The organism is Variovorax sp. UC122_21 (assembly GCF_044056785.1).
In the GTDB taxonomy this organism is placed as follows: Bacteria; Pseudomonadota; Gammaproteobacteria; order Burkholderiales; family Burkholderiaceae_C; genus Variovorax.
The window spans coordinates 1,173,402-1,199,586 of the sequence record NZ_CP172003.1 but is presented as its reverse complement, the minus strand read 5'-3'; the positions used below and the strand labels follow the sequence as shown (position 1 = coordinate 1,199,586).

General features: G+C 64.5%; 27 protein-coding genes and 2 pseudogenes. 8 read left to right on the top strand and 21 right to left on the bottom strand.

Annotated features, from left to right (window positions below):
- Positions 1 to 184: 184 nt before the first annotated feature.
- From ACHMXE_RS06120 to ACHMXE_RS06055, 14 genes and pseudogenes are all read right to left on the bottom strand, one after another.
- Complete coding sequence (locus ACHMXE_RS06120) at positions 185 to 466, bottom strand: hypothetical protein (RefSeq protein WP_395347306.1); 282 nt, start codon at positions 464 to 466, stop codon at positions 185 to 187.
- Positions 438 to 1,373: a TraX family protein gene (locus ACHMXE_RS06115; protein WP_395347305.1), complete on the bottom strand. Its 936-nt coding sequence runs from the start codon at positions 1,371 to 1,373 to the stop codon at positions 438 to 440. Before ACHMXE_RS06115 ends, ACHMXE_RS06120 begins: the two co-directional genes overlap by 29 nt.
- Positions 1,370 to 2,185: a hypothetical protein gene (locus ACHMXE_RS06110; protein WP_395347304.1), complete on the bottom strand. Its 816-nt coding sequence runs from the start codon at positions 2,183 to 2,185 to the stop codon at positions 1,370 to 1,372. The genes ACHMXE_RS06115 and ACHMXE_RS06110 overlap by 4 nt, the downstream gene beginning before the upstream one ends.
- 27 nt (positions 2,186 to 2,212) lie before the next feature.
- Positions 2,213 to 4,099: a type IV secretory system conjugative DNA transfer family protein gene (locus ACHMXE_RS06105; RefSeq protein WP_395347303.1), complete on the bottom strand. Its 1,887-nt coding sequence runs from the start codon at positions 4,097 to 4,099 to the stop codon at positions 2,213 to 2,215.
- 22 nt (positions 4,100 to 4,121) lie between these two features.
- The gene (gene virB11, locus ACHMXE_RS06100; RefSeq protein WP_395347302.1) at positions 4,122 to 5,234 is read right to left on the bottom strand and encodes a P-type DNA transfer ATPase VirB11; all 1,113 of its coding nucleotides are present in this window, start codon (positions 5,232 to 5,234) and stop codon (positions 4,122 to 4,124) included.
- Positions 5,197 to 7,344 carry a type IV secretion system protein VirB10 gene (gene virB10, locus ACHMXE_RS06095; RefSeq protein WP_395347300.1) on the bottom strand — a complete coding sequence of 716 codons (2,148 nt, stop codon included), beginning with the start codon at positions 7,342 to 7,344 and terminating at the stop codon, positions 5,197 to 5,199. Before virB10 ends, virB11 begins: the two co-directional genes overlap by 38 nt.
- A gap of 38 nt (positions 7,345 to 7,382) precedes the next feature.
- Complete coding sequence (locus ACHMXE_RS06090) at positions 7,383 to 8,111, bottom strand: virB8 family protein (RefSeq protein ID WP_203208215.1); 729 nt, start codon at positions 8,109 to 8,111, stop codon at positions 7,383 to 7,385.
- 168 nt (positions 8,112 to 8,279) lie between these two features.
- Positions 8,280 to 8,927 carry a type IV secretion system protein gene (locus ACHMXE_RS06085; protein ID WP_395347299.1) on the bottom strand — a complete coding sequence of 216 codons (648 nt, stop codon included), beginning with the start codon at positions 8,925 to 8,927 and terminating at the stop codon, positions 8,280 to 8,282.
- A gap of 146 nt (positions 8,928 to 9,073) precedes the next feature.
- Positions 9,074 to 9,202 (bottom strand): annotated as a pseudogene (locus ACHMXE_RS06080) (conjugal transfer protein TrbL); the annotation flags it as partial.
- 359 nt (positions 9,203 to 9,561) lie between these two features.
- Positions 9,562 to 10,296 (bottom strand): type IV secretion system protein, encoded by a 735-nt coding sequence (locus ACHMXE_RS06075; protein WP_209547326.1) that lies wholly within the window; start codon positions 10,294 to 10,296, stop codon positions 9,562 to 9,564.
- Positions 10,289 to 12,796, bottom strand: a complete 2,508-nt coding sequence (locus ACHMXE_RS06070; RefSeq protein WP_395347297.1) for a VirB4 family type IV secretion/conjugal transfer ATPase — start codon at positions 12,794 to 12,796, stop codon at positions 10,289 to 10,291. Before ACHMXE_RS06070 ends, ACHMXE_RS06075 begins: the two co-directional genes overlap by 8 nt.
- Positions 12,787 to 13,131 carry a type IV secretion system protein VirB3 gene (locus tag ACHMXE_RS06065; RefSeq protein ID WP_395347296.1) on the bottom strand — a complete coding sequence of 115 codons (345 nt, stop codon included), beginning with the start codon at positions 13,129 to 13,131 and terminating at the stop codon, positions 12,787 to 12,789. Before ACHMXE_RS06065 ends, ACHMXE_RS06070 begins: the two co-directional genes overlap by 10 nt.
- Positions 13,132 to 13,185: 54 nt before the next feature.
- Positions 13,186 to 13,521, bottom strand: coding sequence for a TrbC/VirB2 family protein (locus ACHMXE_RS06060; protein WP_261211782.1), 336 nt, complete (start codon positions 13,519 to 13,521; stop codon positions 13,186 to 13,188).
- A complete protein-coding gene (locus ACHMXE_RS06055; RefSeq protein WP_395347295.1) occupies positions 13,518 to 13,949 on the bottom strand; it encodes a hypothetical protein in 432 nt (143 codons plus the stop codon). The genes ACHMXE_RS06060 and ACHMXE_RS06055 overlap by 4 nt, the downstream gene beginning before the upstream one ends.
- 463 nt (positions 13,950 to 14,412) lie before the next feature.
- Here ACHMXE_RS06055 and ACHMXE_RS06050 point away from each other — a divergent pair, with 463 nt between their 5' ends.
- The 3 genes from ACHMXE_RS06050 to ACHMXE_RS06040 are packed head-to-tail and all read left to right on the top strand — an operon-like array spanning position 14,413 to position 16,107.
- Entirely contained in the window at positions 14,413 to 14,757 is a 345-nt protein-coding gene (locus ACHMXE_RS06050; protein WP_395347293.1) for a ParA family protein, read from the top strand.
- Positions 14,717 to 15,202 (top strand): ParA family protein, encoded by a 486-nt coding sequence (locus ACHMXE_RS06045; protein WP_395347291.1) that lies wholly within the window; start codon positions 14,717 to 14,719, stop codon positions 15,200 to 15,202. The genes ACHMXE_RS06050 and ACHMXE_RS06045 overlap by 41 nt, the downstream gene beginning before the upstream one ends.
- Complete coding sequence (locus tag ACHMXE_RS06040) at positions 15,199 to 16,107, top strand: ParB/RepB/Spo0J family partition protein (protein WP_209547321.1); 909 nt, start codon at positions 15,199 to 15,201, stop codon at positions 16,105 to 16,107. The genes ACHMXE_RS06045 and ACHMXE_RS06040 overlap by 4 nt, the downstream gene beginning before the upstream one ends.
- A gap of 313 nt (positions 16,108 to 16,420) precedes the next feature.
- Here the strand turns inward: ACHMXE_RS06040 and ACHMXE_RS06035 are convergent, their stop codons facing one another.
- Together ACHMXE_RS06035 and ACHMXE_RS06030 are read right to left on the bottom strand one after the other, a co-directional pair.
- Entirely contained in the window at positions 16,421 to 16,753 is a 333-nt protein-coding gene (locus ACHMXE_RS06035; protein ID WP_395347290.1) for a hypothetical protein, read from the bottom strand.
- Between the two features lie 825 nt (positions 16,754 to 17,578).
- Positions 17,579 to 18,067, bottom strand: coding sequence for a hemerythrin domain-containing protein (locus ACHMXE_RS06030; RefSeq protein WP_395347288.1), 489 nt, complete (start codon positions 18,065 to 18,067; stop codon positions 17,579 to 17,581).
- A gap of 335 nt (positions 18,068 to 18,402) precedes the next feature.
- Here ACHMXE_RS06030 and ACHMXE_RS06025 point away from each other — a divergent pair, with 335 nt between their 5' ends.
- On the top strand, positions 18,403 to 18,585 hold the full coding sequence (locus ACHMXE_RS06025) for a hypothetical protein (RefSeq protein ID WP_395347286.1): 183 nt from the start codon (positions 18,403 to 18,405) through the stop codon (positions 18,583 to 18,585).
- A gap of 625 nt (positions 18,586 to 19,210) precedes the next feature.
- On the opposite strand, the gene ACHMXE_RS06020 is transcribed toward ACHMXE_RS06025, so the two are convergent.
- The 3 genes from ACHMXE_RS06020 to ACHMXE_RS06010 form a co-directional block, all read right to left on the bottom strand.
- Positions 19,211 to 20,038 (bottom strand): alpha/beta fold hydrolase, encoded by an 828-nt coding sequence (locus ACHMXE_RS06020; protein WP_395347285.1) that lies wholly within the window; start codon positions 20,036 to 20,038, stop codon positions 19,211 to 19,213.
- A 134-nt stretch (positions 20,039 to 20,172) separates the two neighbouring features.
- The gene (locus ACHMXE_RS06015) at positions 20,173 to 20,421 is read right to left on the bottom strand and encodes a GlsB/YeaQ/YmgE family stress response membrane protein (RefSeq protein WP_203208227.1); all 249 of its coding nucleotides are present in this window, start codon (positions 20,419 to 20,421) and stop codon (positions 20,173 to 20,175) included.
- Between the two features lie 337 nt (positions 20,422 to 20,758).
- A complete protein-coding gene (locus ACHMXE_RS06010) occupies positions 20,759 to 21,211 on the bottom strand; it encodes a YXWGXW repeat-containing protein (RefSeq protein ID WP_395347284.1) in 453 nt (150 codons plus the stop codon).
- Positions 21,212 to 21,565: 354 nt separating this feature from the next.
- Between ACHMXE_RS06010 and imuA the strand changes: the two genes are divergently transcribed.
- The 4 genes and pseudogenes from imuA to ACHMXE_RS05990 form a co-directional block, all read left to right on the top strand.
- Positions 21,566 to 22,315 (top strand): translesion DNA synthesis-associated protein ImuA, encoded by a 750-nt coding sequence (imuA, locus tag ACHMXE_RS06005; protein WP_395347283.1) that lies wholly within the window; start codon positions 21,566 to 21,568, stop codon positions 22,313 to 22,315.
- A gap of 138 nt (positions 22,316 to 22,453) precedes the next feature.
- On the top strand, positions 22,454 to 22,909 hold the full coding sequence (locus ACHMXE_RS06000; RefSeq protein ID WP_395347281.1) for a hypothetical protein: 456 nt from the start codon (positions 22,454 to 22,456) through the stop codon (positions 22,907 to 22,909).
- 159 nt (positions 22,910 to 23,068) lie between these two features.
- Positions 23,069 to 23,635, top strand: a complete 567-nt coding sequence (locus ACHMXE_RS05995) for a hypothetical protein (protein WP_395347280.1) — start codon at positions 23,069 to 23,071, stop codon at positions 23,633 to 23,635.
- A pseudogene (locus ACHMXE_RS05990) lies at positions 23,635 to 23,848 on the top strand (PHP domain-containing protein); the annotation flags it as partial. The gene ACHMXE_RS05995 and the pseudogene ACHMXE_RS05990, both read left to right, overlap by 1 nt.
- Before the next feature lie 303 nt (positions 23,849 to 24,151).
- Here ACHMXE_RS05990 and ACHMXE_RS05985 read toward each other — a convergent pair.
- Positions 24,152 to 25,243 (bottom strand): diguanylate cyclase, encoded by a 1,092-nt coding sequence (locus tag ACHMXE_RS05985; RefSeq protein ID WP_395347279.1) that lies wholly within the window; start codon positions 25,241 to 25,243, stop codon positions 24,152 to 24,154.
- Between the two features lie 406 nt (positions 25,244 to 25,649).
- Positions 25,650 to 25,811, bottom strand: a complete 162-nt coding sequence (locus tag ACHMXE_RS05980) for a hypothetical protein (protein WP_395347277.1) — start codon at positions 25,809 to 25,811, stop codon at positions 25,650 to 25,652.
- Positions 25,812 to 26,185 lie beyond the last annotated feature (374 nt).

Below are 26,185 nucleotides of genomic sequence, written 5' to 3'. Positions count from 1 at the left end.
GGCGGGTCATCGACGCTCGTCTCACTTCATTAGCGCGGTGACTCGGTCCGCAAGCCCGGGTCGCAGACCTAAGGCCGCGTCGTCTCAGCGGTAGTCCGCTTCCCGCTGATGATGAACGACCAACACCTTCATCTGCCGGGCGGGAAGGATTTCGCGGAGGTCATCTCAACCCCGCGAGCCCTGGTCATGTGTTTGGGTCTTGAAGCTCGCGACGTCGTGCATCAATGCGGGCCTGGATGCGATCGAACACCTCGGCCAAAGGTTGCGAAACACCAGTTCGTAGATATTCTTGCCAAGCGATATCCCCACGCGCGTAGAACTCGCCTTGAACACGGCAGCGTTCGACGGCTCGGCACGCCCCATCGGCGGCAGAAGTGCTGACGGGTCCGTCAGCATCCGCAACCGATTCGAGTTCGGCACGCAGTTCAGGCTCGACGTCAAAGGTAGTCACGATGCGTGAATTCATGGTGCCACTTTGTCACGGGTGTACTTGAATCGCCACCTCCTGCCGCGCTGACACCTTCGATAGGTCGGGGTTGGACCGGTTCGGCTGCGCCAGCGAGTGGCTGCACTCCAGGTGCCCTTACGAGGTTCGTCGCAACTTGTGAGCATGCCCGCGCACAGCGCGGTGTGCTGGCGAAGTGCAGCGCAAGGGCAAGAACGAACAGGTGGGCGGGGTAGAAGGCATAGAAGACCCATCGCCGCCGTTCAAGGGGAACATGAATGCGGCTGAACCCCCAGATCAGCGGCAGCGCGGCCATGGCAGCGAAGTTGCCGTTGACGAGCCATAGGGACGCGGTCGCAAGCAGCCAGGCGATCGCGGTCTTGATGCTCGGACGACGAATGAAAGAGCGCGCGCCCAGGCAGCACAACAATCCCGGCCACCAGAATTCAACCACGGTGCCGCCCACTACAAAGGTGAGCAGTGCCAAACATCGATGGCCGACGGTCCGGAGTTCCAGCAGCCAGGCGATCAAGGTCGCGACGAGCAACGTCGCCATGATGTTCAGTGGCCACCATCCGACCAGCAGGACGAACGCGGGCGTTGCGAGCACACCGAAGGCCGCAAGCCGCTTCACCACACGTCGATGAACACTCGCGGCCTTCATGCGAGGGCGCGCGAGGTTGTACATGAGCACAAAGCCGAAAAGCGGCATCGCCATGCGACCGAGCAGGTAGAGCGTCGTGACCTGCCCGCTCAGAAGGTACTTGTTGACATGGTCCCCCACCATCAACGCCAGCGCGAGCCACTTGAGCGACTCGAGCGATCCATCCGCCACGTGCCAACGGCCGCTGGCCGTCGCTTCGCACCGGCTGCTGCTGTGCGTTGTTGGCATCAAGGTCTTCTCGTGCGCATCACGACGCATGGTCATCTGGCAGCTTGCGGATCGAGTCCGCAGCGGCCGGCGAAGGGCGCGCGCCTCTGCCTTGCGAGTTCACGTCCGCTCATGGGCATGCCTGTCCACTCGGTGGCGCGTCCCGGCCCCGAGAGGACGGGCGCTCGCGCCATCGCCACCCGCCTGTCTGGAAGATGGAGGTCCAGCCCATCCACGAGCGCATCAGCGATGCGATGGCGAATGGATGCGAGTAACTGCTGCTGAGAGTGCGGATCGGCGGTGAGGCGCCGTGCATACTGTGCAGCCAGTTGCAGTCCGGCCATGGCGTATGTCAGACGAGGGTCGCGCCGCATGGTCTCTGGCGACAACGTTCGTTCGACGCGCAGATGCTGAGCTTCTTGCGCGAGCATGTGCACATGGTCTTGCGTCTCGATGCGCCAGTGACGCCGCTGGGCACGCATCCGCTCTTCGCCGACTGCGTCTTTGTAGCCGTCCTCGGCGGGCACGCGAAGCCGGACGGGTTGCGTGCCCAGAGGCAAGACGACGACGTCGTCTCCGATGCGTGGCTGGGAGGCCGCTCGCTGGAGCGCGGCTTCCAGGTCGGCGCCCCAAAGCCTGCGCTCTCCAACCTCTGTGCGCAGGAGGACGTAGAACGAGCGTCGTGCTGCCGGATCGAACCGATAAGGCGCTGCGGCGGCCTCCAGCAACACGCCGCGCACGGGCGCGCGGCCACTGCGCGGGCGCCTTGTGCTGGCGGTCTCCTGCGGATCGTTGGACCCCGATGGCGGCGAAGACGCGGCCCCTGGCGGCTGCGCGCCGAGTGGGGCGGCATTGGATGAGGAGTGCATGCGATGGCCTTGGTTGGAATGGACCGCTCAGACCAGCAGGCGGGCCATGAACTCGTCGGTGCGGCGCTTCATCTCCTCCTCGCTCAGTGGCTCGGTGGGGATGTCGACGTCGTCGAAGTCGAAAGAAAAGTCCTTCAGATCCAAGCTGCCGTCGAGCACGGCCTGGGCCATCTGTAGGTTGTCCTTCGACAGTGCATGGCCCGTGCTCGTGGCGGGCATCGTCGAGGTCGCAGCGCTCGATCCTGCCGGCGGCGCAGGCGCTGGCATGGCATATCCGGCAAGTGCCGTGGTTGCACGCACAGCCATCGTGAGCTTCGGGACTTCGGGTGGAGCGATCTCCCGCCGCGCAAAATTTTTGTCCTTGAAGTAGATGATGCGGTGAGCGAGAACCGGCCTGAGACCTTCGTAAAAGAGGATCATGCGTGCCGGGTCGAGTTCCTTGACTTCCTGGGGCAGCAGAAGCCGGCGCGGCTGTTCGCTGATGCTGACGCTGCCCGATTTGCCTGAGCCGCCCCACATCGGACGGCTGACGCTTTTCTGGCGGACCGTGTAGGTGCCGAGCTCGCGTGAGATGGCCTCGGCATCCTCATACTCTTTGGGCGGGAAAACGATGCGCGCGGCGAGCATCTTGCGAATCGACTTGGCACCCTCCACGCCGTATTTCTCGATCAGCTGCGAGTTGGACTGGACGATCACCACGGTGCGCACGTTGTAGCCGGGCAAGAACGCCGTGGATTCCGCGATCACCGGAATGCGCCCGAGTGCGGGGAACTCGTCGAGCATGAGCAGCAACTGGTGCTTCAGGGCCGGGTTGCTCTCGGGCAGTTCCCGCGTCTGCAAACCGATGGCCTGCTGGAAGAACAGGTTGAGCAAGGGCTGCAGACGTGCGATGTTGTCTGGGTTGATCTGCACATAGATCGAGATCGGGCGTTTGCGCAGGTCGCGAAGATCGAAGTCGTTGGCCGAAGTGGCCGCGTCGATCAGGGGGTTGAGCCACAGATCAAGTCGACTCGTGAAGGTCTTGCGGATACTCGAGGCGGTCGTTGGCGCGAGGTCGATGACGTCGTAGAGACTGCGCACAGCCTCCTGCGACAGTGGGTAGCCGGCGCGCTCGCACGATTCGATGACGCGCTTCCAATGTTTCTGGAAGCCCTCCGCGTCGCTCGCCATGCCCTGGCGCAGGACTTCACCCAAGGTGCGTGTCGCCCCGGGTGTCTCGAACAGGTACAGCGCGATCCCAAGGAACAGTGATCGCGCGGACGAGGTCCAGAAGGGATCGCCCGCCAGGGGATCCGGGAACAGCATCGTTCCGATGCGCTGCAGGTCGTCGATGCAGCGGTACGGCGTTTGCGACACATAGCCCAGTGGATTCCAGCGCGAGGAGCGCTCCTGCTCGGACAGGGGATCGAACAGGTGCACTTCCTGGCCCTTGGAAAGCCGGAAACCCGCTGTGCGCATGAAGTTCTCTCCCTTCACGTCGCTCACGATGGTGGAGCCGGGCCAGTTCAGCAGGTTAGGCACCACGACGCCCACGCCCTTGCCGCTGCGAGGAGGTGCTTCGACTTCGGCGCCTTGTTGACCGGCGAGCACGAGGTAGCGCGCGCCCAGGCGCCCGAGAACGATGCCGTTGTCTGCGAGCAGCCCGGCCTTTCGGATCTCGCGATGCGTGGCGAATCGGGCCTCGCCATGCAGCGCGCGTCGGCGTGGGACCATCGCGATGGCCACGCCACCGAGCGTGACCCCTTGTGCTCCCACCAAAGCGGCCAGCAGCGATCGACGAACTTCGGGTCTGTCACCGTAAGCAAGCCAGTAGTCAACGATCGTCGACAGCGTGGCGCTGTCGGGCGGCAGCTTCATGAGCATCAAGAAGGCGTAGCCGGCCGCCCACAGGCCCACAACGGCCGCGACGAGCAAGACGCCCCCAATCCTGAAAGCACTAGGCCAAGGCTCGACGCTTGGTGCTGGGGTCATGCCAGATCTCCTGCACGATGCGTCGCTGCCGCACACGTGCGCATTGGATGACGATGTCCACGCTCAGCTGAGAAAGCTCCACGCCTTCACGCGTGGTCATGCCGTGGCCCGCGGCGCTGCGCTTCATCAACTGCGCGAGTGCCACGAAGGCCATCTGGGCACTGTCGGCATGGACGCTGGTGATCGAGCCCGGATGGCCCGTGTTCACCGAGACGAGGTAGTCATAGACTTCATCGCCGGTTCGCAGTTCGGACAGGAAGATGCGGTCGGGACGCTGACGTTTGGCGCCAGCCAGGAGCTGACCAGGCGTCACGATCGCCTGTCCCTGAGCGCCCTGGGAGTAGAAGAGACGCACGTGATTGGGCTGGTTGCGAAGGGACAGCTCCCTTACGTCTTCGATGGTGATCAGCCGGTCCTCGGGGGGCACTTCGAGAATCAATGCCTTGCTCAGCGTCGTCTTGCCCGAGCCGGTGGCGCCCGACAGCAAGATGTTGCGGCGCAGTCGAACTGCGCGGCGCAGGAAGTCTCCAAACCTGCGTTCGCGAAGCAAACCCGCAAGCTCGCGGTCTCCGGGGCCTGCAGAACCCGCCTCCGACGCTGCCTTCAATGCTGCTTCGTTGTAGCGTGTCGGCTCGAACACGCCCATCGATTCAAGTTGATCGAGCGACCACAGTGCACTGGAGGGACGACGGATCGTGATCGAGACGGTCTGCTCGGAAGTCGCCGGCGGCAGCACGATCTGTATGCGTTCGCCGCCAGGCAGCGTGGCTGACAACAGCGGCTCCTGGGCCGAGACGCGCTGCTTCGTGAAGTTGGCAACGAGCTTGGCGATCGACATGCACCAGTCGAAGCTCGCGAACGCGAGTATCTCGCGTGTCCATCCCGTCTGCCGTTCCACAAAAGCGATTCCTGGTTCGTTGATGCAGATCTCCGTGACCTCGGTGTCCTCGAGCAGCGGCATCAGCGGGTCGAGAAACAGCGCGAGCGAGGAGGGCGGCGGTGGCGTGGCTGCCGTCGCCACGCCTGAAGCTTCCGCTTCTTCAGGGTTGGGCAGGCGCGACGCGTAGGGCATAGACATCGCGGAAGTCCACGTCTCGGGCCACCAGGATCTGGATGCGTTCGCCCTGGTTCTTGATCACGGTTGGAGGTATAGCAATGGTGCTGCGCAGTACCTCGGTCAGGATGTCCCGGCTGCCTTGGGGACCGACCACCAGCGCGCCGCGGTTAGTCAGGCCCGCGCCACCTTGCTGCTGGGCCGTCAGCGCCTGCATCGTGCCGTCGATGACCGACACGAGGATCGCTGCGCCAAAGCGCTCCCAGAAGTGGGTGTCCACAAATCCCGGTAGGCCGTTGCGCCCCAGCTCGTCGGTGCCCGGCGATGCCAACTGGACCACCACCCCGGTGGGTGTTCTCGCCTCGCTCCAAAGCACGAAAACACGGCCCTGCCCTTGGCGGGGTGAGCCGCGCTGCTCACCCACGTACTTCGTGCCGCGCTCGAGCAGCACCACCTTGCCGTCGGCACTGTAGATGTCGCTGGCACCGATGCAGGTGGTGAGACCTTCGTAGGTCGAATCGATCGCGGTCTCCAAGGTGCAATCGATGAATGCGCCCTTGGGCAGAAGAAAGCGGCGCGTCGGCAGGACCTGTGCTGTAACGGCGGGGGTGCGCGTCGGTCGGAGACTGCCCTCGAGGCCAGGAGAGCTGGGAGATACGTGAGAGGTGGAGGGTGGCGGCTGCAAGGCCCCCAGGATCTGCGCCATGTTGGGTACGCCACTTGCCGCCGGCCCGGCGGGGCCGTCGGCGAAAGCGGCCGTTGCTGCGGCCGCGTCAGGCGACAGCGCGTGCCGCATCACGGGCGTTCCGAGCTTGCGCTCGAGCGCAAGCTGGGCCGGGGTCTTTGGCGGTGGTCCGCCCGGGGGTGTCGCCGCCGCTGCAGGCGGTGAAGCGCTGGGTGGCGGTGCGGAGGCCTGTGGTGGCGTCGGCGGCGGATCGATCCGGCCCAGCGGCGGCACCTTGGTTTCGCCGCCGGCGCGGGCCGCCGAGGCCTTCTGTGCAGCCAACTGCGCCTCGCGACCCTTGGCGTACTGGGTGCTGTAGTACCAAAACAGGAAACCGGCACCCAGCAGCAGCATGGTGCCGATTGCCACAAAGCTGCTGATCCTCGACTGGATCGTGCGTTCCCGATTCACCGAGGGAATGGTCCGCTCCCCGTCGATCGCATGGCCGCGCCCGGTGTGGGAAGCATCAGGGCGCTCCGGACGGCGGGGAACGGAATAAAGCTCGCCAGTGTCTGGATCGACCGCGCCCGCGCGGCGGCTTCCTCCGAGCGCTTCGTCGTCAGCGGATGAAATTGCCGGCGGATCACGATCCGGATTCGACGCGCCACTCACGGCTGCTCTCCCACGGTTGCGCGTTGCACATCGGGCGCCACCGTCGCGCCGGGCGTGCGCGCGCGCGCTTGCGAATGCCCTGTTGACCACGCACCCCACGAGCTGACCCCGGCGTAGCACGAGGCGACGCGCGAGGCGATGGATCACGATCTCGTCGGTGTCGATGTTGAAGTTCAGCAATGACTCCGTGCCGTCGTCGTTCTGAACGAACATGGCCGGCAGTTCAGCCTGGTCGGCGAACCGAAGGCGGATGTGGTGGCCGTCGTCGAAGGCGCGGGTTGGCTTGAGCGACTCACTTCCGCAGAACCAGTAGTCCCAGTTGCGCGTTGCTGCCGTGCGGGTGAGCTTCGCCTCCACCTCTGCGCGCTTTCTCGCCTCTTCGGCAGCGCGCAGCGTGTCGGCCGGATAGTTGAACCGGATCGAATAGATCATCCGTCGAGCCGCGGCCCCGGCGGGCGCCCGGGCTGAGACGATGTAGTCGAAGTGATAGGTGCGACGGTCGGTGAGGATCGTGAGGTTCGTATTGGCCTGCGCTTCCTTCGGCTTGAGGAAGAGGTGGTTGCGCTGCGCACCTACGTCGAAGGAGCCGTTGTCGCCGGAGCCCAGGTTCACGAAGGTCTCGCCTTCGGCGAACTGCAGGTGAATCTGGTAGCCCACGTAGCCATGCAGGCTGATGACGTCTTCCGGGTCGTAGTCGATTGTGCGCACGCGCGCATCGACGTGCCCCTCGGACGGGATCGTTGCGGCGCGCACCGCCGTGTGGGTGGTGCACAGCCAGCCAAGGACGAGCACCAGCATGAGCGCGGGCTGGCGGAAAGATGCAAGACGATGGTTCATCAGCGCGCCTGCTTTGCGGGGGAGAGGGGGACGGCGACGGTCGGTGCGACTTCGGGCTCGCGCCGATACTCGACCACCCTGAACCCCAGGGGATTGAGCGAGCGCCATTTGTCATCCTTCGATGGCGGCACGTAAGCGAACTCGATCGTCGCCACCCAATGGGTCGTCTGCTCATCGCCCGTGCCACCGGCTCGGGCGTAGCGGCTGAAGCGAACTTGTGCGAGCTTCTCCTTGCCGCTTTCCAGCTTGAGGAAGGTCACAGCACGCACCTGCGCGCGAATGGCCGTGCCGTCCTTGAAGGTGTTGAGCGGCGAGAGTGGATTGTTGGCGGCCCACGACGCCGCCCAGGCCTGGTTCAGGAGAGGCGAGTTCTGGGAGGCGACCAGCTCGTAGTCGGCTTCGGCGGTCGCATAGAAGTAGCGCTCGCGCGCAATGACGTAGTTCTGCAGCAGGTTGCGCGTCACCACCTCTTGAATGTCGGTGGTGCCTTCATAGGCCGGCACGATGTCGACGATGCCGCTGCTGCTGTCCACGCGAATGACCACCGGCACCGGCTGCTTGAGGGGCGTGAGTCCGGCGACGGCGGCCACGGCGAATACCGCGACGGCCGTGGCGGCCGCGGCCACGACCCAGGCGGTCTTGGCTGAGCCTTGGGCGCGACGTGCGCGGTCGAGCTCCCAGCTCTGAGCTTCGAGCGTGTAGCGCTCGAGCGCCTCGTCACGATGCATCTGAGCCTCCTGCAGGACGGGGCGCGGAGGCACCGTTGATGGGTGTGAGGGCGCCTTCGCAGGTCGGAGGTCGGGGCGCTCGCGTGCCGCAGCCGCCAAGTGCGAGGGTGAGCAAGAGTGCGACCATGAATCTCACGTGAGAGCTCCTATAAAGTCTTTTCAGAGGGGTCAAGTCCGAGAGGAAGAGGGATTCATCACTCGGTCTCTGGGCAGGGTGGGGCGCTGCGCGCCTGCACTCCTGCCGGCCAGCGAAGCGATCGATGATCCGACCCGGTTGCCTCCCAGGCGACGGAAGGAGTCCCATCGGCTGCCGCGTTCGCCGTGCAGGCCGTCGAGCACGCCGCGGCCGAATTCGTACGCGCTGCGCCTGGTGCCACCGAGCGCCCACTTGGTGAGCCCACCGACAGCGCTGAAGGAACTGAGCGCAACGCCACTGGCAAGTCCGGCGGCGATCGGCATCACCTGGCACATCACGAGCAGCACCACCGCGGCGATCAAGGCCATGTTGATGGCATCCACCGTCGTGAGCGCCGCGCCACGTTCCGCGGTTTGAGCGGCGTAGTTCGCCACGACCTGCAGCATGAGCGAGGCGACCATGCTTGCGAGCACCGCGACGAGCGCGTAGTTCGAAAGCTGGGCGACCCATGCCTCGAAGAAGCGCCGTGTCGCTTCGAAGAAGAGCAGGGAAATGAAAATCGGGCCCAGCGCCAGCACGACGGACAGCGCGATCTTCGACAGGGCGAAGAGGAAGAGCGCGTAGACCGCGACGGCGCCGATGATGAGGTAGATGACGGCGCCGGCGATGTAGAAGCCCACATCCCCATTGAGCACACCGCCCCTGCTCCACAGGCTGAATGCGACCTCTCCCCCTTCTCCCAGATCGTGTCGATGGTCGAGACGGGGTCTGCGGCGCCGACGATCGCTGCCGCGAGTTGGGTCGGGGCGTTGAAGAAGGTGTCGACGATGAGCTCGTTGAAAGCCCAGAGTCTCAAAGCCACACCCAGGATGACCGCGATGAAGAAGATCCGCTTGATCCCCTCCAGAATGGGTTCCTGAATCTTGCCGGTGAGCGAAAGGTATCCCCAGATCATCACGTAGAGCGTTGCCAACGTGATCACCGCGGGCTCGACCGCGCTCGCCAGTGCTGCAGACTTCGCGCCTATGAACTCAGTGAGCTGCGAGACGAGCTGCGTCCAAAGCTGCCGAAAGAACATGGCTTGGCTCCTGAAGTTTCAAAAATCGTGCGACGCCACTTCGACCTCAGCCGCTGGATGCGCCGTCGGCCTTCTCGGTGGGGTCGCATGGCTTGTGGTTGGTGCGCATGCTGCAAGCGCAGCGGGTGATTGGCAGCCCGCTCGCCGTTTGAGAAGCCAGTGGATTTCCCGAAGCCGCCATGGCGATGACCACGACGGTGGCGCGCCAAAGCGATGTGTTGAGGGGGCAGGGGCGGCTAGGGTGTCGGTGTGAATCGACTGGAGAAGTCACCGTGGCCGGACACCACGCGTTCTCGGGTTCGCTGGCGCAGTCTTGCCTCATCAGCCTGGGACAACTGGTAGAGCGCCTGGAGCTTGGTCTGCTCGTTCGTCAGCATGTTCTGCTCCCCCTGGATTCGCGCTTGCAGCTCCTGAATGGCCTTGGGGTCTCGGGCACGCGCGATGGCGGTGATCAGCGTCTGCAGTGCAGAGAACCTCTGGCTGGTGGTCTGAAAAGCCGTCTGGGTCATGCCATCCAGCAAGGCGGCAGATTGACGGCCTTGTTCGACGAGTTGCCTGAGCTCAGGGCTCAGCGCGTCCATCTGCGTCGTCGACAGCACGCTGTTGGCGCTCACGATCGATCGCACCTGTTCCGACAGACCTGCATAGCCTGGCACGGGCGTGTCGAGCGACTTCCTCAGATCGGCATAGTTGCTCGGCAAGTAGTTGCGTGCTGCGTCGGAAGTCGCAAGAAGCTGCTCCATGCCGCGCGAGCCGCTCATCGACTCGTAGGTTTGCTTGAGTTGCTCCTTGGAGGCCTTGAGCTCGTCGAACTGCTTTTGCATGGCAGAGATCTGCTGTTGCCAGTACATGATCTGCTGGATCAGATTGGCAATGGCCGCGAAGTCGATGACCGGGATCCCCGCACGCGCTTGCAGTGGAGCCAGTAGCGCAGCGCAGGTGACAAGCGAGAAAAGCAGCTTTCTAGGCATGTGGAAACTCCTGGGGTGAAGGTCGTTGCGAGCTGTGCTGTAGCAGCGCCTCGCGAAAAGGGGCGAGCCATTGGCTGGGCGCGCTGCCATGGCGCTTCATCAGCGCCTGCATGAGCCGGACGTTGCTGGTGCGGCCCGAGATGACGCCCAGCGCATCGTCCAGATGCCTGAGGTCTAACTGGGCCACGACGCTGTCACGGTTTTGCTTGATGAGGAACTGGCGCGATCCGGGCACGAGTTCCTGCTTGACCAGCGCGAACTCACGCTCGGTGAGGTTGAAACCCTCGGTGCAATCCGCGTGGCTGGCCTCGGGGTTGGGAAAAAGGATCTTGGTGGGCGTCTGCTCCACGATGGCTCGCGCGATGCTCGAGCCCAGCACATGGTGCGTGCTTTGCGTGAAGGTCACGATGTTCGCGTTCTTCTTGCGCCACGTCTCCAGGCCGTTCTTCGCGAAGCTCGCGAATGCGGGGTCGTCCAGCAGCTTGGCGAACTCGTCCATCCAGCACACCAGCGGCCGGCCATCGACCATGCAGTTGACGAGATGAAAGAGATACATGGTCAGCGGGGCGCGCACCACGTCGTTGTCGAGGAAGTCGGTGACGTCGAAGCCGACCAACGCATGCGCCTCGAGCAGTGGCGCGACAACGTCGTGGTCGTTGTCGAACACCCACGCGTAGTCGCCGCGCTCCGACGCACACCACTTGCGCAGCCGCGCGTGCACTCCCTCTGGGTCGGTGACGTCCAGGAAAGCCAGAAGACGCGACAAGCGCCTGTAGGGTGGAGCGAGTGCGAGGGTCCCGTGCAGGGCCTGATCCAGGTCGTCTTCCTGTCGCACGCTCAGGAGCTCGTGGGGCGAGCGCATCACGAGGCGGCGCAGCCATTGCCGCAGGAACTCGAGGTTTGTGGGTACCCCAGCGTCGAGCTGCAGCGGATTGCAGCCGGTGGGACTTCCGTTCTTCAACGGAAGGTACTGGCCTCCCAATGCCCGCACGAGGATGTGGAGGCCCTCGTCCTTGTCGAAGATGATCTGGGTGGCGTCCAGACGGTTGCAGATCGCGACGATGCAAAACCCGAGGAAGGTCGTCTTGCCCGTACCAACGGGCCCGATGCCCGTGACATGGCCCACATCGCGACGGCTGCCACCATCGGGGCTGCGCGGGTCGCTCGCATGCAATGAGAAGTAGTAGGGCGAGCCTGCGCGTGTCGTGAGCATCGCCAGCGCATCGCCCCAAAAGTTTCCGCGCGCGCGACCCGTCGGGAAGTTATGAAAAGGCGACATGGCCGCGAAGTTGCGGCTGGTGATTGGCGCCTTGCGCGTGCGGTAGCCGAAGTTGCCCGGCAACTGCGCCCAGAACGCCGCCTCGAGCGCCAGATCCTCGCGTGCGACAACCATCCCGGTGTCGCCGAGCAGGTAGCGGGCCCGCGCAATGTGGTCGTTGAGTTGCTTGAGCCGCGGCACGCCCTCGACAGCGCCCGCGCCTTCCTCGGCATCGGCGAGCACATGCAGGCTGAAGTGATGATCGCCGACGACGAAACGGTTGCTGACCAGGTCATCCAGCGCGTCTGCGAGCTCGTCGGCCTGCGAGACAGCCAGATCGCCTGCGGCCGCCATGCGGTTGTGCTGCCGACGCATCATGTCCACCGCGGTGCCTTTGGCCAGGAACGTGAAGCTCTGCGCGAGGATGAACGGAAAGTCGGCCGTGAGAAGGCCGCTGAACATGCCGGGCGCCGTGGGCGTCGGGTACTCCTTGATGCCGAGGAAGGCACCGATGCGACTTTGCGTCCCCGAGCGGTACTCCATGGCTTCGTTGCCGAAGAAGGGGCGGGATGTGGCAAGTACCTCGTTGAGCGGAGATCGTGGCAGCGGCATGCGCTGCCACTCCCCATTGATCAGCATTGCGAAAAACTCGAGCAGCGAGGAGAACGGTTTTTGTGTGCCTATCGGTCGGTAGATGCCCAGTGGCTCGGGGTCGTAGCGCTCCAGTGAGGCTAGTAACTCCTGGCGAAGCTTGGTGCATGTGTCCAGGGAGTCCTTGAGCTCTGCCAGGGCGCCCTGTGCGTCGGTTCGCTTGAGGAAGGCCAGCGCCGCGTTGCCGACACGGGTGGACTGCGGACGGTAGACGACGGACAGATAGAGCTCGTTGACCATGAGCCGCTCCTCGGCCATCTTGCGGCGGTAGCGCTGCTCGAGCTCATCGGCAAAGCCGGGGACGGTGCGCCCGGCGGGGTAGCCTGTCTCTCGCCTGCGTACGACGTGGGTCCACAGCGCCAGATGTGGTGATGCGATGTTGCGCAGCAGCACGTTCAGGCGTTCATGCCAGTTGTTGAGGTCCTCGTCGTCAGCGCTCTCGAAGCTTGCGCCCCCCAGGCGCAGGGTCTGGACATAGTCTCCTGAGCGCAGGCGAACCACATGGGCATCGACGTGCGAGGAGAAGGGGATCATCGAGGCCGCGCTCGCTTCGCGGCGCAATGTCGATTCAGAACGGGTGGTCAATCGCACAGCGCACCCTCCACGGCGATCAGCACCTGCACGTGTCGGTCCCGGCGGCGGCCGCGGGCACCGGGCAGGGTCAGAGCGAGCGGGCTGTAGGAGTTGGCGCGCCAGAAGCGCAGGTTTCCGTTGAGCGCCGCCGGCAAGCGCGTGCGGCCCCACAACTGCAGCAGGTCGAAGAAACGTGGCTCGTAGAGGCATACGAGGTAGAGCACGCCATGGATCGGGACGAAGGCGAGCAGCCAGGCGAGGTTCTTCGTGACGATGAAGGATTCGATGGTCACGACGATGTTGAACATCATGGCGGAGTAGGTCACGCCCCAGACCATGGAGGGCCGGGTCATGCCGACAAAAAGAGGGTCTGCCGTGATGCCGTGGTTGCGATGCATGGCCGCCCCTCAGACGCCGAAGAGGCCACGGATCCACGAGACGATCTGCGGGCCGCCGAACACCAGCACCGTGCCGATCACCACCGCCACCAGCCACCACCAGCTCAGCCGCCCGAACCAGGCCATCGCACCCGAGACCATCACCGCGACGGCCGCAATGGGTGTCAGGATCGCAACGAGTTGCTGCTGCGCGGCGTTGGCGCCGGTTGCAAATGGGCTGCCCGCATGCGCCATGAGGGGCCACAGCACACACAGAGCGGCGGCGAGCAGCACGCGCAGGGCAAGCGTTGGCGCTCTTGAATGGCGCATCGCCGGACGGTGGATATCACGAGTGTTGAAGTTCATGTGCCACTTTCTTTGTTTCTCACGCTGGGCGAAACAGGGGACAGAGATCCCGCGGGCGGTGGCGCCGATGCGTCCGCGCTGCCGATGCGTTGCTGATACACGTCCCACCAGCGCGCGGGTGCTGCCGCATCCGAGCGGCGCGTGGTGGGCTTGGTGTCGGTCGACGGTGCACCGTCCGCGTTGCGCCGCCGTGGCGCCGACGGGCCTGCTCGAGAGACTGCTGCGAGCTCTCGTTCAAGTGCGACGAGGTCTCCGAGCGCGCGTGCGCGCTCAAGTTCGACCTCCGCCGCGCCCTCGGCATCCGCGGCTTTGAGGCGTGCCGCGTGACGGCGAGTCAGAACCTCGATGGACGCTTTGGTGTTCTGGAGCTCCTGCCTGAGGATGGCGACGCGCTCGCTGTCGCGTGATGCCTGCACGACGGGCAGCACGACGGGCTCGGCGCTGGCGGATAGGCAAGCCAGTGCAGGGAGGAGTGTTCCCAGGAGCGTCTTCAGGAGCGCTCCTGGGAACGTCTGCAGGCGCTTTCCTTGGCGCGTTCCCTGGGGCCTTTCTGGCCATGCCGTCAAGCGCGATGCCGAAGATGCCTTCGCTACGCGCGTATTGCATCGCATGCAACGCCGGATGGGCCGTTGCACCCCGGAAGGAGGGTTCGAGAAGTTGGTGGAGATTTGCATCGGGTGCAATGTCTGTGCGCGAGGGCTACCACGCCACTATCAGTTCGGGTAGTCATCGGCCGGGCACCTCTGGTCTCCAATGCGCACCTTTGCCGGCAGGCGTTCTCGACGCCGTTGACCGGCGTCGACGCACGGGTCCTTTCAGGCCGGCGAACTGCTCCGCACGCTGCGGTGGCTGCACGCTTGCGTCGAACAAACCTTCGACCAAGGGGATGGCATGGGCAAGGTGGTGGTCTTCAGCAATCAGAAGGGCGGGGTAGGGAAGACCACGCTCGCGGTGCTTTACGCGTTCTGGCAACGCGAAAAGCACGGCAGATCCGTGTGCCTCATCGACCTTGACACGCAAGGCAACGCCTCCAAGACGCTGCGTGCACATGCCCAGGGTGTGGGCGCAGCCGGGCTTTTCGCGCAAGAGACCGAGGTGAAGGATCAGCTCGCAGGAGAAGGCCGGCTTGCATTGGCGCCGGCCTCGAAGAACCTTGCAGACGTCGAACTCGCCAAGGCGGAGGTTGCCGATCCCGGTGTTTCGCCAGAACGTCGAGGCTCTGAGCTCGCTGTTTGACGTGGTGGTCATCGACACGCCACCCGCGCTCGGCTTGCGAATGAGCGCCTCACTGATCGCCGCCACCGATGTGGTCTGTCCGATCGAGTTGGAGGAGTACAGCATCGATGGCGTGACCGACATGCTCAAGACGGTCTTCGGTGTGCGGCAGCGCTACAACCCTCAGCTGCGCCTCGCCGGCATCGTGCTCAATCGCTTCAACCCTCACTCCGTGCGGCAAAAGGCAGCGATGCGGCAACTCGTCCAAAGCTTTGCCGAATACATCGTTCCCGCACACATCTCGACGCGCTCGGCCATTCCGGAAGCGTTGTCGCAGGGTGTGTCGGTCTGGGCGCTGGCCAAGGGCTCAGCACGTGACGCGTGCTTGGAGGTAAGGGAGGTCTTCGAGCTGCTACAACGTCGCATGGACGCGCAAGACATGGCATCTTCGGGCATGCCATCATGAAGGACATCAAGCCACTCGACCTCAGCGGGCTCCACAAGTTTCGGGCTTCCGAGCTTCTCGATTCAGCTGGCACTGCAAGTGCGCTGCAAGCGCCCCTGGAGATCGCGCTCGCGTTGATCGATCCCGATCCCGACCAGCCGCGTCGTCGCGTTGGCGAGCAGGCTCTGGTCGAGCTGAGCGAATCGATTCGTGTGCACGGGGTGCTCGAGCCGGTATCCGTGCGAGCGAACCGGGCTGCAGCTGGACGCTATCTGATCAACCGCGGCGAGCGGCGCGTGCGTGCCGCTCGACAGGCAGGCTTGATCACGGTGCCCGCCTTTCTGGACGATCGAGCGGACCCCTTCGCTCAGGCGGTGGAGAACCTGCATCGCGAGGACATGTCCCCACTGGACCTCGCGCTGTTTGTCCAACTGCGCGAGGCCGAGGGAATGTCGCGCGCGGACATCGCTCGCAGGCTGGCCAAGTCCCGATCTTTCGTCACGGAGGCGGCCGCGTTGAACGATATGCCGCCGCCGCTCAGGCAAGCGATCGACGAAGGGCGCATCGGCCTTGACCTTCGTGGCCTCTACCGACTTGTGACGGCCTGGCGCCGCGCGCCAGAAACGGTGGCGGCCGCCTTTGAGCGAGACGCTCCGACCACCCGCGCGGAGGTTGAAGCGATGCTGGCCACGCAGGAAGCGCCAGGGCCTGCTCCGACGGGGAAGGTCGAGCGCTCTGTTGCCCGGGCGACAGCGACGCGCAGCGCGGGCCGTACGGTGCTGGTGGTCGAACACGGCGGGCGCCGGGGGACATTGCGCATCAAGGCCCACGACGCCGACAAGGGCGAGGTGCGCTTTGCCGACGGGAGTCATGCGGCGCTGCCACTGAGTGAGCTGCGCTTGGTGTGCTGGGCGGCGCAGGAGTAGTGATCGCATCGTAGCGGCTGATTGGCATTCCATCCGGCGCCGGCCGAAGCAAGCAATTTTCCTGGGAGCGGGAGCGCTCGACCTCCGAGCAGTCGCGCCCCCCTCAGAACGTTTGCGTGCCTTGGACACCCAACGAGCAATGAGGCGTCCTCAGCGAAGGGGCACCGACTGCTTGAGTGCACAGGCAATCCACGCGTTGCCATCAGATGATCCGGCACTTGCAGGCGCCGAGCCGCCGTCCTCTCTTGCGAGCGGAGGCCCTTCGCGGCTATCGCCCGCATCTTTAAGCTGCCGGCGCGGCGGTGCAGGCGGCTCAGCCCTGGGGCTCAGCCCTGGATTTCTTTCGTCCGATGGGCGTCGGATTTCGCTCCCTGTAGCGTTCCCACCAGTACAGGCCTGGAAGGGCGATGGCATGAGCGGCGGCGCAGGCGAAGCCGATGACCATGACGATGACGGCTAGAAATGGGAACACCGCGATTCCGATGAAGGTTCTGAGCACACTCATAGGTGGAGAACGGCGCAAAATTTCTCTTGAGCCGAGGCCGATTCCGTAGGACGCTTCCGCTGCACTTGCGGCAAGGACGTCGATGCTGGAAATTCTTGGCGCGGCGGGCCAGCAGTTGGCGACTCTGACATCGGGCTTCAAGAGCCAAGCGGTGCGGTTCGGCCGCTAGCCGCATGGCTCATTTTGACGACGGGCAGACGCTTGCTTTTGCGGGGCTCGGTGGCTTGTCCGCACTGTCGTGCGGCGGGTGGCCCGGCGCAGGGGGGCGTGCGGCGGCACTCGCCGATTTGCTGGAACGGGTGGCCGGACGCCACCGACGGTCCAGCGGGCATCAGTGCCGCTCGTTGAAGCTTGCGGTGCTGTCTTTTGCCTTGGACCACGGCGCAGGTCGATGCGATCTCGGATGGACGCGAAGCCTAGATGCATAGTCGACCAGCGCTTTGTCGACCGCATCCTTGGGAAGCAACTGCACCTTTGCGCAGTTTCCACACTGGTAGGCCTCTAACCACGGGAACACTCGCATCCAGGGACGGCGCTCTACGCTCTTCAAATGGACGATGCTGCAGGAGCAGCTGTTGAGAACTGTCATGCTCAATCCGAGGGTATGGGTGGAGCCATCGATTGTCGCAGTTGAAGGGGGAACTGCAAACCATCCGCCGATTTCTTAGGCGAAGGGTCGTGTTTGTGACTGCTCGGTTATATTTTGTACGTAGAGTATCGGCATGCGCCGAGTGCGTTGTTGCGTGAGACGGCGCTCCTGCGGCGGGGAGCTTTCAGGCGATCGAGTAATGATGCTGCGGCGCCTGGACGACTTGAGGCCTCGGTGGAGGGGTGCGCATTCAGGCGAGTGCGTCTCGCGGTGCGTCAGCATGCTCAGCGACGCAGCCCCGCAGGCTTGCTGGAAGGTTTAGTGGCCCATGCAAAAAAAGCCCGCTGAAAGGCGGGCTCGTGCGGGCACCGCGAAGCTCATGCGCCGGCCATCACCTCCGCCATCAGTTCTTCCTTGCGCGCCATCAACTGCCCGCGCATTGCCACGAGGTCCAGACCCTTGGCGGCTCGGGCCTTCGGGAACATCTCGTTGCGCTCTTCCTTCACGTGGTGGTCGATGTACTCGCCGAGCACCTTCACCTTGGCATCGAACATCTCGTCGATGTCCTCGGCTTCCTGGATCTGAGCGATGAGATCCTTGGCGCTCGCGTGTTCGACCTCAGCCTCGTCCAGCAAGTCGGTCTCCTTGATGGCCTCCCGCACCGCGGGGTAGAAGATTTCTTCCTCGAGCTGGGTGTGTACTGTGAGTTCTGCGCAGATCTGCTGCGCAAGCTCGCGCTTTTGTGCGGTTGCGCGGGCCGACTTCGAGCTGGCGAGTTCGTCGTAGGCGGTGAACATCTTCTTGACGTTCTTGTGGTCGGTGTCCAGCAGGCTGCAGGCATCGGGCTGGGAACGATTCGTGGTCATGGCATAGCTCCTGTGATATGGGTCATGGGAAGCTCAAGATCGGATCCTCGTCTCGATAGGGCCGTAGGCGATAGGCGCATCGCTTCGCCAGAATTCTCGACAGCCCGCCAAACGCTATAGCAGTCAGAAAGGCCCGATTCGTTGGTGCGACAAGCACATCGGATCCCGAGAGCACTTGCGTTCGGCCAAGATGCGCCGTGCAAGGCGTGCGTGGGCTCTTGCTGCAGCGCAGACGCGGGGTGGAACCGGCTGATTGCGGATCGGCTCTTGAAGTTTTTCGCGGCTGCCGCTAAGTCGAACCCGTCGAAGTTTGGGTCAACGAAAAGGAGGCTTGTATGACCATGAACTTGCTTCAACAGATCGCGGCTTCCCGTCTGCCGATGCCGATCTATCGAAACGAAGAGATCGATCAACTCCGCATCTTGCGGGCTGCCGGCCTTGTCGTTGCGGTCCTTCCCGATCCGTCGGATTCGCCGGTCCGTTCGGTGAAGGTCTCGCAGCGCAGGTGCTGGCCGTGACGCAGAAGGGTTGTGAGGAATTGGCTCGATTTGAGTATCCCGGCGCTCGGGCGCCGCTTTGGCGACAGCGCATGCCCCGCATCTTCACGCGGCACCGCACCACGCCGCCGTCCTCGAGCACCTCTTCGTCCGCACGCATGCAGTAGCGCAGCGCCCGACCTGCTGCCTTTCTCGGCCGCAAGGGGAACTGCCTAGGGCGGGGTCAGCGTGCTTTGGTCATGGGCGGTCCCCTTGGGGTGCGAACCGTGTAGCGGGGGCGATCCGCGATCTGCCTGCGGCGCTCGAGGAAGATGGGTTTGAGAGCTTTCGGCCCGCTGGCGAGGAGGTTTGTCCCGGCAGCGACTTGTTCGAACCGAAGGCGCCCCGCAGACACGGAAGGCAGTGCGGTCAGCGCATGAGGAGGCCGCTCAGGTCAGGGCGATCAGGCATCGCCGTTTGAAGGCTCCGGAAAGCGTCGAGCGCGACAGAAAGCAGGTTGATCAGCTGCGCGGGCGAAGGGCTTTCGTCCCTGCGGATGCTGCGCTGGCGGTCATTGAGACCCGCGGTGAAGGGTGGGTCTGTGCAGCAACGCTGCCGAAGCGGGCAACGACGTGTATCCCGGGCGGGTGGCTGGCGTCGCGCGCTGTCAGCTCGCCGGAGAAAGAAATTCGATGAGCGCCGCATTCACTCGCGCGGGCTCCTCGTGATGGAGCCAGTGTGTGGCCTTCGCGAGCCGAACGATGTCCGCGTCTCGGCAAAACGGCAAAGCTGCGGCGGCAAGCCCCGCCTCAAGCGCGGCATCCGCTTCGCCCCAGATGATGCGCACCTTCGCGTCGATCAAGCCTTGCTGCGGCCGCGCGAGTGGCAACGCGCGATACCACCGCAGCATCGCGGCGACCGCTCCCGGCTGCGCCCAAGCCTCGCGATAAGCGCGCAGTTCGGCATCCTTGAAGGTGTGGGGTCGAGCACTGCGCGTGAGTGCCGCCTCCAGCAACGCGAAGTTCCTAGCGGCAAGCGCTGCCTCCGCAACAAAGGGCACTTGGAAAAAACCGATGTAGCTGCTGCGCAGTATCTGAAGGGGATGGCTGAGCGTGTACAAGAACATGCTCGCCGGGTGAGGCGCGTTGAGGATGACGAGACGATCGACGGCCGTCTTATCGCGAGCGGCCAGATGCCAAGCCACCATACCGCCCCAATCGTGGCCCACCAGACTGAACCGGGGCGCCTGGAGGTGCTGGGCAAGTTCGCGAATGTCGTCGGCCAGGGTGTCGAGAACGTAGGCGGAGATCGAACCGGGTTTGTCCGAACTCCCGTACCCACGCTGAGCAGGAATAGCGACGCGAAAGCCTGCGTCGACCAAGGGCTCGATCTGCTTGCGCCAAGCACCCCAATATTCCGGGAAACCATGCAGCAGGATGACCAGAGGGGCTTCCTCGCTTCCCGCGAGTGCCACGTGCAAGGCGATGCCGTTCACGTGGATGGTGCGATGCGTGGGAGTGGCTAGGCTCGACATGGTTCGTTTCGATCGGCAAGGCAGGGTGAGGGTTTATCAAGCCGGCCTGCCCTGCCTGCCTTTATGTGTGCGCCTGCTGCGCGTATTGCTTCGGTTCAGGATCGCTTGCGAACGGCGCCGTAGATGGCCAACACGATCACTGCACCGACGACGGAGGCCACGAAGCCTGCTCCAGCGCCTGCTTCATACCATCCCAGAGCGCGTCCGAGATATGTCGCGAGCAGGGCGCCGACGATGCCCAGAACGGTGGTCCAGATGAAACCAAGAGCTTGACGCCCAGGCATGACAGCACGCGCAACCAGGCCTGCGACGAAGCCGATCAAAATGGTCCAGAGGAGTGACATAAGCAGTTCGATTTTGTGGAGGAATAGCAAGCGCGCGGTTCAATCGCGCTCATGTGATCGCTGCTATGCCCAGGGCCTACGCAGAGCCCGGAGCGATGCCCCGGGGACCCGGGGACCATTGCCGCGACGAGAGCAACGTTGGGGCCAGCCGGCGGACTTGCTTGTAGGCGCGATCCGAGAAGCGGGTCGGATGTCAAATCTCCTCCCCAAGCATCTGGCTGGCAGACCCTGCGACGGCTGCCAAGGGTTCGCGTTCTCTACGGCTTGTCGACGCCGCGACGCGGTGCTCGATTCGGCATCGGCAGGCATATTGCCGGCATGCGCCCACAGGCCCTGCTCAGCAACGGCCCTTCTTGGCTTGTCCCGGCGGGCAGTGGTGCGGCCCGTGTTCATGGTGGCGATGAGCGTCCGAATCGCGACGACGCTCGTGCCTCTCACGATGCTCATGACTCTCGCGCCAGCCTTCACGCCGTCGCCAATTCCCTTCGGTCCAGCGCCAGCCTCCCCGGTCCTCGATCCAGCGACCCGGTGCGTAGTCATAACCTGCGCGGGCCTTGGCCCACCGACCTGGACGCCAGGCGTAGTCGTGACCATTCCAGGCCCACCGTCCCGGTACCCAGACAAAGCCGCCTCGTGGCGCAGGAGGCGCTTCATAGCGCGGCGCAGGCGGCGCCGTGATGACCAGACCAGGTACGTTGATGTTGACGGAGACCTGTGCGGTCGCAGCTGGACTGATGCCGAGGAGGGACAGGGCGCCTGCCAGGGCAAGTGCATCGAGATGGAGTTTCATGGGCTCAGCGGTCCTCGTTGGTGGGTCTTCGTTTTAACGCCAGCCCCGTGCACGTGGTTGTCGCCACGCGGGCAGGGCGGTGCGCAGCCTCCCAATGTAGCCCGATGATCCCTTGCGACACAGGACACCCTCGGGCACGTATGCCTTCGCCCGAAAATCCCGGGTAATTTGTAAACATTCTTGCTAAGCGGGCAGAGGCTCAAGGATTCTGTATTTCCATACAGTATATGGAGCCCCGCATGGCCGCCTCCCTGTCGTGGGTGGGTGGCGACGACCCGCCGCCCGCCGCACTCCCCTTCCCCCCCGCCCGCGTCGCCTTCGCCTGCGTCTCGCGACCCGCAAAAAGGCCCTTTGATGCTTCCCCATGCGGTGGAATCCGCGCTCTGGCGGGGAGACGCCCTGGGCAGCCCGGTGACGCGTGTTCTCAGCAGCGGCTTCAAGGCACTGGATGCGCAGCTGCCCGGCGGCGGGTGGCCCTGCGGTTCGTTGACCGAGGTGCTCCAGGTGCAACCGACCGTCCTCGAGTGGCGTCTTCTGGCACCCGCGATGCGCTCCCTGGTTGCGCAAGGCAAGCAGATCGTGGTGGTCGGGCCGCCCAAGGCGCTGCATATTCCAGGACTTGTTCATCTGGGGCTCGACGAACGGCATCTGGTGTGGATCCACGCGGACAAGCCGGTCGAGCGGTTGTGGGCCATCGAACAACTGCTCAAGGCCAACGCCGCAGGCATGGTCCTGGGCTGGGTGCCGCAGGCGCCTCAGGAAAAGATCCGGCGGCCGCAGGTGTGCGCCCAGAGCTGCGACGCTCCGGTAATCCTTTTTCGCCCGGCTGCGGCCGAGCATGAGGCCTCGGCCGCGCCCCTGCGTCTGCAGGCGCGTTTCGGCATCGACTGGGAGCTGCGGTTGCACCTGATCAAGCGCAAGGGGCCGTCGCACGATACGGAACTGAGCCTGCCCTCGATCCCCGGTGGCCTGGAGGGAATCCTCACGCCTCGCCTGAAACGCCCGAGCCGCCTGATCGCGGCGCGCCATTCCAGACGTTCCTCCCATGCTGTGGGCAGCGCTTCTCCCGGACAACCTGCCGGACGGTCCGAAGCCGCGCCCTGAGGCGCTCGACGGTCTGGCGGCCTGGTGCCTGCAGTTCACACCGCGCGTTGCCGTCCTCGAAGCGCTTCTGACCTGTCCCGGCGGGGTCATGGAATTCGGGAAAAAAGCCTGCGCCTGTTCGGCGGAAAGCGCAGGCTCGTGGAGCGGGTGCGCGAGGAATGCGTGGATCTTGGCGTACGGCAGCTGGCTTGGGCCACCACCAGCCGGGCGGCGCTCGCGCTCGCGCGAGCAGGCCTGTCCAACGGCTTCGCGAAGCGCTTGGCTCAACTGTTGGACGCGTTGCCGCTGGAGACGCACACGCAGGTCGCCGCGCACCAAGCCACACTGGAACGCCTGGGTTGCCAGTCCTTGGGACAGGTCAGAGCATTGCCGCGCGGCGGCCTGAGCAGGAGCTTCGACACCCAGTTGCTCAGCAACCTCGATCAGGCGTACGGCTTGCGTTCCGACGCGCATGCCTGGGCGCGGTGGGGCGAAACTTTCCATGCGAAGCTCGAGCTGATGGCGCGTGTGGAGCATGTCCCGGCGATGCTCTTCCGAGCGCGGCGACTGATGCTGCAGATGGCCGGGTGGCTTCTGGCACGGCGCTCGGCGTGACCGCTTTCACGCTGCGCTGGTGCCATGACGCCATGCGCTCCAAGGCGGCAGGCGATAGCGGCGAAATGACGGTGGGCACGGCCCACGCCACGCGCGATACCGAGCACCTGATGCGGCTTCTGGCCGAGCATCTGGCCAAAGGCCGAGCTGCTGGCACCGGTGAGGGACCTCGAGCTGGTCGCCGCCGCGGTGCATCCGCCGGAGGAACAGAGCCTCTCGATGCTGCCCGAGGCAAAGCAGTCGAGCGAGCGCCTGGCGCCCGAGCTCGAGCGCATCGCCGCGCGCCTGGGTCCGGGCCGCGTGTTGTGCCCGGTCCTCCTCGAAGACCACCGGATGGAATGGATGTGTCGTTGGCGCCCGGCGCCCGAGCCCGCGCCACGCATCCGATGCAGGCCGCGCGACGTGCCGCAGCCGACCTTCGCGCTGTCCCAACCACTGCGTCTGGCGGTTCAGGACAACCGGCCGATCTACCAGGGGTTGCTGCAACTCTTGGCCGGGGCACGCCGTGTGGAGGGCGGCTGGTGGGACCGCACCTCCTGCGTGGAGTCGAGCAACCACGACGGCGCCTCCGCGGCCGACGCTGGGCCAGAGACCACCCGCCACGTCGCGTGCGACTATCGGGTGGCCGTGAGCGAGCATGCCGGCGTGTCGGGAATCTTTCAGATGCGTCTGGCAGGAACGAGACCGCCTGGTTCCTGCCCGGCACTTTCGCCTGACGGCTTGTGATGCAACTGCCCTTCTATGCCGAGGGAAATGCTTGAGCAATTTCAGTTTTCTTCGCGGCGCGAGTCGCCGGAGGAGCCGGTCGAGCGCGCGAAAAAGCTGGGCTACCCGGCCTTGGCGATCACCGACGAGTGCAGCCTGGCGGGTGTGGCTCGTGCCCATGTGGCTGCCAAGGAGCACGACCTGAAGCTGCTGATCGGCAGCCAGTTTTGGATCGACGTGTACGCACGGCGCTGACGGTGATGATCGCGCAGGCGATCTCTCGATGCTGAGAACGATGTCTTTTGCAGTTTTTACCAAACGAGGGGGCTGGGCTCGGCATTGTTGATATCGAGGTACCCCCGGGATGGTCTGCGCGATTCATCGCCGGAATGACGCGTACTCCCGACGAATGTAGCGCGGCGCAGGCGTCGCAAACGAGCACTTGCCCTGGTTGGGTGCGGAGCGGCACCGTTGTTTTCGTCAATGGTCGATGGCTGAGCGGTCCGCCGCGGCGCACGCCGCTTGACGCCAAACCGATCAGGACCACCCGTCAAACTGCCGCACGCAGTTGCGGCCGTCACGCTTGGCGACATACAGCGCGCGATCGGCGCGCGTGAGCATCACGTTGGGAGAGCCTTCTGCGTCAGCCGTCGCGGTCGCCACGCCGACGCTGGCGGTCACATGAGCGGCGGGCCACGCCGCGTCCTCGATGGCGCGGCGCACCTGCTCGGCGCGTGCCCGCGCCGTCTCGGCGTCCACGCCCGGCATCACTGCGCAGAATTCCTCGCCCCCGAAACGGGCGACAAGACCATCATTGCCGATCTGGTCGCGGATGATCGCCGCGGCCTGCACCAGCACCCGATCTCCGACTGGATGGCCGTGTGCGTCGTTGATGCGCTTGAAGTGATCCAGGTCGATCATCAGCAGGCTCAGCGGCGAACGCTCGCGTGCATGCAGATCCCAGGCCGCATGCAGTCTCCGATCCAGGCTTCGCCGGTTCCAAAGCGACGTCAGCGGATCGGTCATGCTCTCGAGCTCCAGCCCGGCCATGGCCTGGCGCAGTTCGAGTTGTGCGACCACCTGCCGGGCCAGCGACTGCAGCGCCTTGCGTTCGGCGGCCGACAAGATACGCGGCTCGCGATCGATCACGCAGACGGTGCCGATCGGCAGGCCGTCGGCCGTTACCAGCGGTGCCCCGGCGTAGAAGCGGATACCCGGTTCGCCCGTCACGAGCGGATTGCCGGCGAAGCGCGGGTCAAGGTGGGCATCTTGCACTTCGAACACGAGATCCGGCTGCAGGATGGCGTGGGCGCAAAACGCGAGCTCGCGCGGCGTCTCGCTCGCGTCCAGTCCCACGCGCGACTTGAACCACTGGCGGTCCTGGTCGATGAGCGAGATGAGGGCGATCGGCGCCTTGCAGACGGCCGACGCCAGTGTCGTCACGTCGTCGTAGGCTTGCTCTGCGGTGGTATCGAGCACCTGGTAGCGATGCAGCGCCGCAAGGCGTTGATCTTCGTTGAAGGGTTTGGCGGCGCCGGTCGCCCGTGGCCCGGCGATCTTGTCGAGCCTGTGCTGTCCAAAGCAGCGTCTTGAGTCTTGTTCACTGTCGATCCCTTGTTGCTGGGGCACGCAGGAGCACGCGTCCCTGGTTGATGCCTCGCATCGTAGAAGCCCTTAGAGTAAATGCGGAACGACCGTATTCTTTCGCAGACGCGGCGTTAAGGTTTCGTCAGCCCGCTCCGCTGCTCCTGCAGCCCCTTGCCGACGACCTGCGGCTGCACCTGTGGGTACGGTCCGACTTGGAACTAGAACTGGTGCTGGCAAGGCGGAGGGGCGTGCGCCGTACGTTGCTCCTCCACGTGCCTTTCGCGTTGGAGGATTGCTTCCTCACCGTGATGTAGAGATGGCGCCCCCACCGCGCATGCGCACCTGGTGTTTGATATCGGCGCCGAATACGGGATCTACTTCAATGCTTGGTTCCGGAGAAAGTCCTTGCGTTGACGACCCATGGACGTTGCACCCCCGCACAGTAGTGCTACTTGTCTCTGAGCACGGACCAGCCCTGAGGTGTGATCGCGGTGATGGTGGCTTCGAGCGGCTCTCTGTAGCCGTCGCTCCTTCCGCCGAGCGCTCGGAACTTCGCCTCGACGAGGCCAGCGAAGACCAATCGGGAAACCTTCTGCACGTCGTTCTTCATGTACGTTGTGTACGGAAGCGTTGCGTTCGAAAGGTCTTTGAGCAAAGCGAGTGCCATGGGTCAAATTCCTTATGAAGAAGGGCTACTGTGCATTGCGGCGCTTGCGGATGCAAGCACGCGCTGCGCTGCCGAGCGCGCTGGCACGCTCGCGCCAGCGCATCGATGGACCTTCTAGCCGCACCTCGGCCCCCCCGTCGCGAAACGCTCGCAGAAGGCGCATCGCCCGGTAGCTGCAGCGCGTTTTATCTCGCCAGAGCGACGTGGGCCCATCAAGCTCCCGGTTGTCGTCTCCAACCGACGACACACACTGCTCAGCGAAGTCCGACAAGTGAAACCTTGCTTGCGTATGAAGATACGTCAACGCGAAGTGTGAG